This window comes from Winogradskyella sp. (assembly GCF_016744625.1).
GTDB lineage: Bacteria > Bacteroidota > Bacteroidia > Flavobacteriales > Flavobacteriaceae > Winogradskyella.
The window spans coordinates 1-12,357 of sequence record NZ_JADGDZ010000095.1; the positions used below are offsets into that span (position 1 = coordinate 1).

Sequence of the window (12,357 nt, forward strand, 5' to 3'; positions counted from 1 at the left end):
CCTTATAAATAGGGCGACTAGCTCAGTTGGTTCAGAGCACTTGGTTTACACCCAAGGGGTCAGGGGTTCGAATCCCTTGTCGCCCACAAAAGTTCACAGAGATGTGGACTTTTTTGGTTTATAATGTTGAGGGTCATATTAACTCAATTGGTTTTAGAGTGTTACCTTGACAATGTATAAGTCATTGGTTCGAATCCAGTGTGACCCACATTGAGTAGAATCTTAAATATAGTTGCTGCTAAATGAATATGTTTTATTTGAAGGAATAGATTCTATTCAGATTATCGAAGTTAATCAAAAACATACTGTTAACTACAAAAATTCTAAAATCCGCTCCAGAGCCATACCTCGAGAACCTTTAATTAAAAGTGTAGCGTCTTTTAGCTGCAGTGTTTTTAACTCAGGTTTTAAATCTTCAAAATTTGAAAACATTTGAGTTGTTTTTTTTGTCTTGGTTTTATTAAAATTTTCACCAATTAAAAAGATATTATCGTCGAAGTTACTTTCAACAAAATCTACAATAATTTGATGTTCTTTTTCAGCTTTATTTCCTAATTCAAACATGTCACCTAGAAAAAGATATTTGTTAGTAACATCTAGTTGCTTTAAGTTTTTAAGTGCAGCTAACATACTTGTAGGATTGGCATTGTAAGCATCTAGAATAATCTTTATTGTACCTTTTTCAATAATCTCAGATCGATTATTGTCTGGTTGATAACTCTCAATTGTTTTTTTAATGTTATTAGTAGAAATTTCAAAATGCTTCCCTATAGCCACAGCTACAGCGATATTTCCATAATTGTAATCGCCTATAAGTTGACTATTTATTTCAGTTTCATCATAACTTAAAGAAACAAGAGGATTTGCATTAATAAATTTTAAAGTACAGTCGCTTTTATCATTTTTACCAAAGGTAATGGTGTTTTTATAACTACTAATTTGTTCAATTTGCTTTTTGTCATCTGTATTTATAAATACTGTTTTATCATTTGTTTTTAAGTAATCGTATAATTCTGACTTCCCTTTTATAACACCTTCAAATCCACCAAAACCTTCTAAATGGGCTTTTCCAAAGTTGGTAATTAACCCATAATCTGGTTGAGCGATATTGCTAAGAAACTCAATTTCTTTTAGGTGATTAGCTCCCATTTCTACAATTCCGAAGTCTAAATCTTCCGTAAATCTGAGTAGTGTTAAAGGAACACCAATGTGATTGTTTAGGTTGCCTATTGTTGCTTTGACTTTATATTGAGACGACAAAACAGAATAAATAAGTTCCTTTGTGGTTGTTTTTCCATTACTTCCTGTTAAAGATATAATTGGGATGCCTATGTTGTTTCTATGGTAAGTTGCTAAATGTTGTAATGTGGTTAAAACATCATCTACAAAAATGCAATTAGAATTAATTACAGCAGTTGAATCATCTACAACACAATATTTTGCTCCACTATCAAAGGCTTGAGGTACAAATTTATTACCATCAAAATTACCGCCTTTTAGTGCAAAGTACATACAATCCTTTGGAAGTTTCCTAGTATCAGTAGATACTGAACTGCTATCCTTGAATTTTTTATATAATGATTCAATTTTCATGTGTTTACATTTATTGTTTTCTAGCTGTCACATGTAGTTCGCTATTTATATTTTTTCTTTCACGATAATGTTTTTAACATGCTCGTTTCATAGCCTTAAAAATAAAAAAGTCCTGATAAATTTATCAGGACTTTTCTAAATATTATTTAACGTTTTTTAATTACGTTTTTTTCCTCCTTTTTGAGATTTAGAACCTACTCTAGAAACCGCACATCTAAATCCGATATAATCAGTTGCCATATCTTGTGGGAAGTAGCGACGTTGTGCTGGATCAATCCAATACGCTCTATCTCTCCAAGAACCACCTTTGAAAACTCTTACTTCATCATTAATTAAAGATGTTCTATTATTAGATTTATCATATTCTCTTACCATTAATCCACCTGTAGAATCTGTTTCTACCCTGTGTTGTGGTGAGTTATACATTTTGCCAGTTTCTTTAGATTTATCAGAAGTACCTTCATCAAAACTTTCTCTATAGTAACGAGAAGAACGTTTGTCTCCATCTCTATAGTTTCTATTATCACTTTGATCGAACTGAGTTCTTAAATAAGTATCCTTGTCATCAACTGGGATTTTAGCAATTTCACCAGGTAAATTTCTTGCGATTATTTTACCGTTACTTAATGTGTCATATACAATTTCATCAATAGTAATAACTTTGACTGTACCATCTTCATTTAATGCATTTTTAGTATAGACATTACCTCTATAGTAGTTAAAATCATTAAACTCATCATCAACTATAGGTCTGTAAACATCAGCAACCCATTCAGCAACATTACCTGCCATATCGTATAAACCGTAATCGTTAGGTTGATAAGATTTTACTTCAGCAGTAATATCAGCACCATCATCAGACCAACCAGCAATTCCGCCGTAGTCACCTTTTCCTTGCTTAAAGTTTGCCATCTGATCACCACGATTAACACGCTTTCCAGATCTTGTGTACTGACCATCCCAAGGATATTTTTTACGACCTCTATAAACATTATAGCTACGTAATTCACTCATTCCTAAAGCAGCATATTCCCACTCAGCTTCTGTTGGTAGTCTATATTTTACAGGAATTAATCCTGATTCTCTATTTGCATATACATTGATAGGATTACCTTCTGCATCAGTTTGTTGTCTACGTTTCCCTCCTTCTAATACTTCTGTATTTCCGCCATAAGTGCTAGTTGGTGAGTTAAGGTATGTATCGCTACTAAACGTGCTTTCTGCACTTACATCTGTGTATTGTGCATCTCTTTTTATATAACCAGCTTCTTGTAAAGCCATTTCTGCAACTCGGTCTGTTCTCCATTTAGCATATTCAACTGCTTGTATCCAACTTACACCAACAACTGGGTAGTTTGCATATCCTGGATGACGTAAATAATTTTCAGTCATCATTTCATTATAACCTAAACGATTTCTCCATACTAATGTATCTGGAAGTGCTCCATTATATATTAAAGCATAATTTGGATCATCTGGTGGATATACATTCTTTACATAATCTAAATAGATAAGGTAATTTAAATTGGTTACCTCATTCTCATCCATGTAAAATGATTGAATGTGTTGCTGATTTGGCGTATTATTCCAATCGTGCATTGGATCATCTTGTACTTTACCCATTGTGAACGTTCCACCTTCTACAAATGCAGTTCCAGGAGGAGTTTCTTGTTCTTTAAATTGTGTATTGTACTGAAAACCACCTTTTTTATCATTGATTTTCCAACCTGTAGCACTATCTACATTGCCAGAATTTGAAGAACGTTTACAGCTAACAATTGAAGCGCAAAGCGTTAATGCTATTAAGAATTTTAGGTTTGAGACATTTTTCATATCCATACGTTTAAATAAGCTCGTTAAATTTTAGACTCGCAATATAACAATTAAAGGTAAGCTGACAACTTTTTTTCGTATCAAAATTCAAAAAAGAATGCATTTCATCCTTTTTTTTGAACATGACAACGGATTTTTAATCAGTTTATCGGTGTATTTTGCTCTTTAATAACGAATATGGAAATAAATTATTGTTGTATTTTTGAAATAAAAATTGAAAGGTCATAATAACACGCTTTTGTTGGCGTTATTTTACTGTAATTTTATCGGATTCTAAGGTTAGTGGTATCCATATAAAATTATTTATGACTCTAAACCAAAATGAATAAATGAAAAATTGCTATACATTCTTTTTTCTTTTTTTTGCTATACTCAGTTTTGGGCAGCAAAAGCAATTTAGTATACAATGGGACGGTGTTAAAACACTTGAAACCGAGTATGGGAAAATACAAGTTCCTGCTTTTGATGCAAAACATTTTAATTATGATGATGCTAATGGTTTACTCTATTTTGCACAATGGGATAGTGAGGGAAGTCCAATTAATGAAAATTCAATTACATTGACCAATGTAGCTTATGAAGCAATTACATTAGCCGAACTAAAGAATTTAAACCTACAACTTATTCCAGAACGTCTTAAGTATAGCTTTTTTAATACTAATGCCAGAGGAAAAAGAGGGCATTATATAGAGCTAAGCCCTATTATTAAGGATAGAGGTACATATAAAAAGATAACAGCCTTCACTATTCAATATAATACATTGGCAAATCGAACTACCAATAGTGCTAGAGATGAAAATGATATTATAAATTCAGTTTTGAGTACTGGGCAATGGTATCGTTTTTATATTGATAAATCAGGTGTTTTTCAACTTACAAAAAGCTTCTTAAATAGTTTAGGTATTAATACTAATGCTGTTGATCCTAGAACCATTAAAATTTATGGCAATGGAGGCAGGATGTTACCATTATTAAATTCTGAAAACTATCCTTTTGATGTTGTTGAGAATGCCGTAAAATTTGTTGGCGAAGAAGATGGTAGTTTTGAAAATAGTGACTATATATTGTTTTATGGAGAAGGACCTACAACCTATAGTGAAGAGAGCGAGACTAATTTAAACTTATATACAGATAAGACCTATTACTACGTTAATATAGGTTCTGGAAACGGAAAACGGATTCAAGCAATGCCTACAATAGATGCAGAAGCGAACATTCAAATCGATACGTTTCAAGATTATCAATTTTATGAAGTTGACGAACATAATTTAGCAAAATTAGGTCGTCAATGGTTTGGTGATGAATTTGATATTGAAAATCAACGCGATTACGAGTTTCAGTTTCCTAACTTAATTGTTGATGAGCCTGTTAGTTTTAAAATAGGTGTTGGTGCTGTTGCTGAAGTGGCAACAACTATGGGAATCACAATAAATAGTAACCTTATTTCTAACCTCACATTAAGCCCAATAAGTGCTGGTTCAGTTTTAGGAAGTGGTGCCGTGTTTAATGAGTTACTTAATATTTCCTCAGATGTCATTACAGTAGGTTTAGAGTATAATAATAATGGTAATCCTTCTGCGGACGGTTATTTAGATTATATTAATATTGAAGCAACTAGAGGTTTAAGTTACGAAGGAGACCAATTGGTATTTAAAAATAGAAATGTAAATACTACACCTGGTATTGCTGAATATATCTTGTCTAATACAACAGCAGTGAGGGAGGTTTGGGATATTACTGATCGTTTTAATGTTACTAATATTTTAAATTCAGACAATCAAAGCAATATATCTTTTAAAGCGCAGTCAGGTGAGGAAAGAGTCTATTTAGCCTTTTCTAATTCAGATTTTTTCCAACCTATAAAAGATGTTAGATCAACTGTAGCTAATCAAAATTTAAAAGGGACTATTTTTAATAATGCACAAGGAGAATTTGAAGATATAGATTATATCATTTTATCACCGACTCAGCTTTTATCTCAAGCAGAACGGTTGGCTCAAATTAACAGAAATCAATATGACTTAAATGTAAAAGTAGTTGATTTAGAAACTATTTATAATGAATTTAGTACTGGTAGCCAAGATATTGCTGCACTAAGAAATTTTATTAAGTACGTATATGATAATGCAAGTACACTTAGCAAAAGATTAAAGTATTTGTGCCTCTTTGGTGATGGTTCATATGATTATAAAGACCGAGTGAGAAATAACACTAATATAGTACCATCTTGGTATTCTACAAATAGTTTTAGTCTTACCAATTCATTTGTTTCTGATGATTTTTACGCCATGTTAGATGAAAATGAAGGAGCTATGAATAATGGAGATAGGATGGATGTTGCAGTAGGAAGAATTTTAGTAGAAGATGTGCAACGTGCTAAGGAAATGGTAGATAAAATTAATGCGTATTATCAACCAGAAGCTTATGGAAGTTGGAGAAATAATGTTGTGTTAATTTCTGATGATGTAGATATACAATGGGAAAGAGTGTTGCAGGAAACAACAGATGGTATAGCAACAGATATAGAGAATGAAAAACCATTTATGAATGTTGTGAAGATTCATACTGATGCTTTTCAGCAAGAATCTTCTGCTGCTGGTAATCGATACCCTAAGGTTAATAAAGCTATTAAAGATGCCATTGAGGTTGGAGCTTTAGTTGTTAATTATTTTGGACATGGAGGAGAAGATGGATTGGCTAAAGAACGAATTTTTGATAAGTTCGATGCTCAAGAGATAAATAACGTGTGTAAATTTAACATGTTTGTAACAGTGACTTGCGAATACACCAAGTTCGATGATCCAAATAGAGATACAGCAGGTGAGTTTACCTTTTGGAATAAAAACGGAGGAGCAATTAGTTTAATTACTACAACAAGGCAAATATTTGTAACTGTTGGTATCTCATATAATGAAGTATTAGATGATTATTTATTTGCCTTTGGCTCTAATGATTATCCTACAATAGGAGAGGCCTTGCGACTTACAAAAACGGATAACAGCATTGCAGGTATAACCCAAAAACGATTGGTATTCTTAATTGGCGATCCAGCAATGAAGCTAGCTTTTGCACAACCAGATATAAAATTGACGAGAGTTAATGATGTAGATATTACACAACCAATTGATACACTTAAAGCTCTAGGTTATACAAAAATGGCAGGAGAAGTTGTAGATACAAACGGTAATTTACTTTCAAATTACAATGGGACATTAACTGCTACTGTTTTTGATAAACCCATTTTACGTCAAACATTGGCTAATGATGGTGTTACAGATAATAATGGTCAAATAATATTAGAATACACAACTTTAGGGGAAGTTGTTTTTAAGGGTCAGGCGAGTGTAGAAAACGGTCAGTTTGAGTTCGATTTTATTGTGCCTAGAGATATAGGTATTCCTGTAGATAATGGTAAAGTCAGTTTTTATGCGCAAACAAGCAATCCGCTTTCAGATCAAGCAGGAGCGAATTTCGATATTAAAATAGGAGGTATTAATGAAAATGCACCAGAAGATAATATCGGGCCAGTTATCAATTTATTTATGAATGACGAGAACTTTGTTTCTGGAGGGATAACAAATGAGTCGCCTAATTTACTGGCAAAGCTTCAAGATGAAAATGGTATAAATACATCAAGTGGAATAGGTCATGACATAACTGCAATTATTGATGGTGATGAGACCAATCCAATTATCTTAAATGATTATTACCAAGCTAATGTTGATGATTATACAAACGGAACGGTATCCTATCCATTTAGAGATTTAGAACCAGGATTGCATACATTAACTTTAAAGGCTTGGGATGTTTATAATAATTCATCAACGGCAGAGATTCAGTTTACAGTTTTTGATAAGGATGAAGAATTAGTTATTGATAACGTTTTAAATTACCCAAACCCTTTTGTGAGTTATACCGAATTTTGGTTTAATCATAATAGTGTAGAACCTTTAGATATTTCTGTGCAAATATTTTCAGTTTCAGGAAAATTAGTTAGAACTTTAAATGGTCAAACCACAGGAGGAAGTAAAGCTGTAAGCTCCTTATCTAAAGATATTTTGTGGGATGGAAGAGACGATTTTGGAGATAAAATAGGAAAAGGAGTCTATGTTTATAAACTAAAAGTAAGATCTAATCGTTTAAATAAACAAGTTGAAAAGATTCAAAAACTTGTTATACTATAATAAAAAATTATATTTGTTAACGAATTAGTGCTAATACGTTAGCGTTAATAACTCAAAAATGAACATGAAGAAATACGCAATAACCCTTATCGCTTTTGCAACATTAAACCTAACATTTGGTCAAGAAACAATTACATTTCCAGATCAATCATCAGTAATAACAACAGGATTACCTTTTATGCTTATTGCGCCAGATGCAAGATCAGCTTCTCTTGGTGATATGGGAGTTGCTACCTCAGTAGATGGATTTTCGCAACAGTATAATCCTGCTAAATATGCCTTTTCGGAGACGAAATCTGGTATAAGTTTGAGTTATACGCCTTACTTAACGAGATTGGTTAATGATATCTCATTGAGTTATGTCACATATTTTAATAGAATAAATGAGTATAGTGCATTTTCTGTAGGGTTTAAATATTTTTCACTTGGTGAGATCGTATTAACACAAGATGCTAATGATCCTGGTGTAGCAGTTAAGCCAAATGAATTTGCAGTGGATGCCGCCTATACTTTAAGATTGGGAGAACAATTTTCTCTGGCTGTCGCAATGCGCTATATGAGATCTGCTTTAAGAATTGATACTATAGATCCAAATGCAAGTCCTGGAAGCACATTTGGTGCTGATATTACAGGATATTATCAAAGTGAAGAAGAAGCTTATAATGATTTCAATGGACGTTGGAGAGCAGGTTTTGCTATTCAAAATTTAGGACCAAGATTTAAATATGATGATGGTGGTAGAGAAGTATTTCAACCAACGAATTTAAGATTAGGAGCAGGTTTTGATTTTATTTTTGATGAATATAGTAAATTAGGAATTACAGCAGAAGTTTCTAAATATTTGGTTCCTACACCACCACTATTAGGATTTGTGGATACTATACAAGATGGAGATACTGAGCCAAACGGTACGCAAGACCCTAATGAACCAACAATTATTACTGCAGGTCAAGATAATGATGTGAGTTTCTTAAGTGGTGTTTTTCAATCTTTCGGAGATGCACCTGGAGGTTTTAGTGAGGAGCTAAGAGAGTTTACTTGGTCATTAGGCGCAGAATATACATATCAAGAAAACTTTGCCTTTAGAGCAGGTTACTTTAATGAAGCCGAAGATAAAGGAGCACGTAAGTTTTTTGCTTTAGGTGCAGGCTTCAAATACACAACTATTAATATTGATTTGTCATATTTATTTTCAGCATCTAAGGTGCAGAGTCCTTTAGAAAACACCTTGCGTTTTTCACTAACATTTAATTTTGGTGATGGTGAGTATGATGAATACTAGAATAAAAAATAATTAGATTTTAAAAACTATTGTTTTATAAAAAGCAATAGTTTTTTTGTCTAAAAGAATATACTGTAATATGAGGGAAGTTAAAATTGAAGCCACTTTAGAAGTCTATGATGATATTAGTGAACTTCCGAAGGCCGTTAAGAATCTTATGAATTCGGCAATAGAAGCTAGGAATAATGCCTATGCTCCATATTCTAAGTTTAATGTAGGAGCAGCAATTTTGTTAGAGAATGATGAAGTTGTTATTGGTAGTAACCAAGAGAATGCTTGTTTTCCGTCAGGTTTGTGTGCAGAACGTACAGCAATTTATTATGCTGGTGCAAAATATCCAGGCACTAAAATTTTAATGCTTGCAATAACAGCATCTTCTCAAAACCAAGTTACTGATAAACCAATTCCACCATGTGGTGCTTGCAGGCAATCAATAGCTGAATATGAAATAAAGCAAGAGCAACCAATTGAAATTTATTTTATGGGAGCAAAAGGCAAGGTTGTAAAATCAAATTCTTTAGCTAATTTATTACCCTTGCTTTTCGAAAATTCAGTTTTATAACGTTTTCGTTGCAGTTTATTTATTAATACCTTGTTTTTTTGCCAAATACTGTTTCTTCAGTATTTTCTAAAGTGTTATTTTTGTTATTCGCTTTGTTCCAATTTTAGATTGGGATTTTAGATAATTAGCTTTTAAGCGTAATTAAATTATTGTTTTTAAAATAACTGATTAATTAAATGCAAAAAATAACTAAAGAAGTTTACTTAAAGTGGTACGAGGATATGTATTTCTGGAGAAAGTTTGAAGACAAACTTGCTGCAGTTTACATTCAACAGAAAGTTAGAGGTTTCCTTCACTTATATAATGGGCAAGAAGCTGTTTTGGCTGGTGCTTTACATGCCATGGACTTAACTAAGGATAAAATGATTACTGCTTATCGTAATCACGTTCAGCCTATAGGAATGGGAGTGGATCCAAAACGTGTGATGGCAGAATTATATGGAAAAGCAACAGGGACATCTCATGGACTTGGTGGTTCTATGCATATATTTTCAAAAGAATTTCGATTTTATGGTGGTCACGGAATTGTTGGTGGTCAGATTCCTTTAGGAGCTGGTATTGCTTTTGGCGATAAGTACCATGGTGTAGATGGTGTAACTATATGTTGTTTTGGTGATGGAGCTGCACGACAAGGGTCTTTGCATGAGACATTTAATATGGCGATGCTTTGGAACTTACCAGTAGTTTTTGTTTGTGAAAATAACGGTTATGCTATGGGAACTTCAGTAGATCGTACGGCAAACCATACCGATATTTGGAAACTAGGTTTGGGCTATGATATGCCATCTGGTCCAGTGGATGGAATGAACCCTATTAAAGTAGCTGAAGCTTTTGATGAAGCTATTCAGCGCGCAAGAAAAGGTGGAGGTCCATCATTTTTAGAAGTGAAAACGTATCGTTATAGAGGGCATTCAATGTCTGATGCGCAGCATTATAGAACGAAAGATGAAGTAGAAGAATACAAGAAAATAGATCCTATTACGCAAGTAAAAGACATAATTCTTGAAAACAAATATGCCACAGAAGCAGATTTAAAAGACATTGATAAGCGTGTTAAAGCACGAGTTCTTGAATGTGAAAAATTTGCTGATGAATCTCCATACCCAGAAAAAAGCCTCATGTATGATGCGGTTTATGAACAAGAAGATTATCCATTTATAGATCATAAAATTAAGTAAGCTATGGCAGAAGTAATTAACATGCCGCGTTTAAGCGATACGATGGAAGAAGGAACTGTAGCTTCTTGGTTGAAAAAAGTAGGGGACAAGGTAGAGGAAGGGGATATTTTGGCTGAGATTGAAACGGATAAAGCGACGATGGAGTTTGAATCTTTTAATGAAGGAACTTTGCTGCATATTGGTATTCCTGAAGGTGAAACTGCAAAAGTAGATACGCTTTTAGCTATTATTGGAGAAGAAGGAGAAGATATTTCTGAATTATTGAATGTCAGTGCCGAAGTTGAAGAATCTGATGCAATCCTTGAAGGTGAAGACACAGAGTCGGATATTTCTGATGTTGATTTTGATGCAAGTGTAGATGTTCCAGATGGTGTTATCGTAGTTACGATGCCACGCTTAAGTGATACAATGGAAGAAGGAACTGTAGCAACATGGTTAAAGAAAGTTGGTGAAGAAGTTGAAGAAGGAGATATTTTAGCTGAGATTGAAACGGATAAAGCGACGATGGAATTCGAATCATTTCAATCAGGTACTTTATTACACATCGGCTTAGGTGAAGGAGAAACTGCAAAAGTAGATTCACTATTAGCTATAATTGGTCCAGCTGGTACAGATGTTACTGCGGTAGCTAAGAACTTTAGTGTTGGTGGAGGGGAAGCTAAAGAAACTAAACCAGCTCCAAAAAAAGAAACACTTAAAACTGAAGCTAAGCAAGAAGTTGCAAGTTCAACTTCAATACCGTCTTCAAATTCAAACGGAAGAATATTTGTGTCTCCTTTAGCTAAGAAAATGGCTAAAGAAAAAGGAATTAATTTATCTCAGGTAAAAGGTTCTGGTGAAAATGGAAGAATTGTAAAGAAAGATATAGAAAACTTTACACCATCAGCGGTTGCTCAATCATCAGCTCTAGTGGCTAAATTTGTGCCTTCTGGTCAAGAAGACTTTGATGAGGTGCCTAATTCTAATATGCGTAAAGCGATTGCTAAGAATTTAGCTAAGTCTAAATTCAGCGCACCACATTACTATTTAAATGTGGAGTTTGATATGGAAAATGCTATAGCATTTAGAGTACAATACAATTCAATACCAGACACAAAGATTTCATATAACGATATGATTGTTAAAGCGTGTGCTTTAGCATTACGTCAGCATCCACAAGTCAATTCGCAATGGTTTGATGATAGAATGCAATTAAATAATCATGTACATATTGGTGTTGCAGTTGCTGTACCAGATGGATTGTTAGTACCAGTTGTAAGGTTTGCTAACGAGCAAAGCTTAACACAAATAGGCGCAGCTGTTAGAGAATATGCAGGAAAAGCTAGAAATAAGAAACTTGCATTAGACGAAATGGAAGGAAGTACATTTACCATTTCTAATTTAGGAATGTTTGGTATAGAAAGTTTTACGTCTATTATCAATCAGCCAAACTCAGCAATTTTATCTGTTGGTAATATTGTTGAGAAACCAGTAGTAAAAAATGGAGTAGTGGTTCCTGGTAATACAATGAAACTGACTTTAGCCTGCGATCATAGAACTGTTGATGGAGTAACTGGAGCTCAATTTCTTCAAACATTGAAAGGATATATTGAGAACCCTGTGACGATGTTGGTGTAATATAAGATTCATCATTCTGAACTTGATTCAGAGTTTAAGTTTATCATATTTAAAATCCTGTTTCAAACTAATGAAACAGGATTTTTTAATTAAAAGACACTTATATAG

At 33.4% G+C, this 12,357-nt stretch carries 7 protein-coding genes and 2 tRNA genes; 7 read left to right on the plus strand and 2 right to left on the minus strand.

Annotation, left to right across the window (positions count from 1 at the left end; translation table 11 throughout):
- Nucleotides 1-11 precede the first annotated feature (11 nt).
- Nucleotides 12-86, plus strand: a tRNA-Val gene (locus QZZ53_RS14805).
- Between the two features lie 44 nt (nucleotides 87-130).
- Nucleotides 131-208 (plus strand) — tRNA-Val (locus tag QZZ53_RS14810).
- 104 nt (nucleotides 209-312) lie between these two features.
- Here QZZ53_RS14810 and murF read toward each other — a convergent pair.
- A complete protein-coding gene (gene murF, locus QZZ53_RS14815) occupies nucleotides 313-1,593 on the minus strand; it encodes a UDP-N-acetylmuramoyl-tripeptide--D-alanyl-D-alanine ligase (RefSeq protein WP_296386098.1) in 1,281 nt (426 codons plus the stop codon).
- Between the two features lie 156 nt (nucleotides 1,594-1,749).
- A complete protein-coding gene (gldJ, locus tag QZZ53_RS14820) occupies nucleotides 1,750-3,432 on the minus strand; it encodes a gliding motility lipoprotein GldJ (protein WP_296386100.1) in 1,683 nt (560 codons plus the stop codon).
- 323 nt (nucleotides 3,433-3,755) lie between these two features.
- On the opposite strand from gldJ, the gene porU reads away from it, so the two are divergent.
- The 5 genes from porU to QZZ53_RS14845 all read left to right on the plus strand — a co-directional run bounded on the left by porU (nucleotide 3,756) and on the right by QZZ53_RS14845 (nucleotide 12,249).
- Complete coding sequence (gene porU, locus QZZ53_RS14825; protein ID WP_296386102.1) at nucleotides 3,756-7,610, plus strand: type IX secretion system sortase PorU; 3,855 nt, start codon at nucleotides 3,756-3,758, stop codon at nucleotides 7,608-7,610.
- A gap of 64 nt (nucleotides 7,611-7,674) precedes the next feature.
- On the plus strand, nucleotides 7,675-8,892 hold the full coding sequence (gene porV, locus QZZ53_RS14830) for a type IX secretion system outer membrane channel protein PorV (RefSeq protein ID WP_296386103.1): 1,218 nt from the start codon (nucleotides 7,675-7,677) through the stop codon (nucleotides 8,890-8,892).
- Between the two features lie 79 nt (nucleotides 8,893-8,971).
- Entirely contained in the window at nucleotides 8,972-9,454 is a 483-nt protein-coding gene (cdd, locus tag QZZ53_RS14835) for a cytidine deaminase (RefSeq protein ID WP_296386105.1), read from the plus strand.
- A 176-nt stretch (nucleotides 9,455-9,630) separates the two neighbouring features.
- A complete protein-coding gene (pdhA, locus tag QZZ53_RS14840) occupies nucleotides 9,631-10,632 on the plus strand; it encodes a pyruvate dehydrogenase (acetyl-transferring) E1 component subunit alpha (protein ID WP_296386107.1) in 1,002 nt (333 codons plus the stop codon).
- Between the two features lie 3 nt (nucleotides 10,633-10,635).
- A complete protein-coding gene (locus QZZ53_RS14845; RefSeq protein WP_296386109.1) occupies nucleotides 10,636-12,249 on the plus strand; it encodes a pyruvate dehydrogenase complex dihydrolipoamide acetyltransferase in 1,614 nt (537 codons plus the stop codon).
- Nucleotides 12,250-12,357 lie beyond the last annotated feature (108 nt).

What these genes read in the sequence shown, in the direction of transcription:
- murF (WP_296386098.1), bottom strand. Translation starts at nt 1,593, where the DNA reads ATGAAAATTGAATCATTATATAAAAAATTCAAGGATAGCAGTTCAGTA.
- gldJ (WP_296386100.1), bottom strand. Translation starts at nt 3,432, where the DNA reads ATGGATATGAAAAATGTCTCAAACCTAAAATTCTTAATAGCATTAACG.
- porU (WP_296386102.1), top strand. Translation starts at nt 3,756, where the DNA reads ATGAAAAATTGCTATACATTCTTTTTTCTTTTTTTTGCTATACTCAGT.
- porV (WP_296386103.1), top strand. Translation starts at nt 7,675, where the DNA reads ATGAAGAAATACGCAATAACCCTTATCGCTTTTGCAACATTAAACCTA.
- cdd (WP_296386105.1), top strand. Translation starts at nt 8,972, where the DNA reads ATGAGGGAAGTTAAAATTGAAGCCACTTTAGAAGTCTATGATGATATT.
- pdhA (WP_296386107.1), top strand. Translation starts at nt 9,631, where the DNA reads ATGCAAAAAATAACTAAAGAAGTTTACTTAAAGTGGTACGAGGATATG.
- QZZ53_RS14845 (WP_296386109.1), top strand. Translation starts at nt 10,636, where the DNA reads ATGGCAGAAGTAATTAACATGCCGCGTTTAAGCGATACGATGGAAGAA.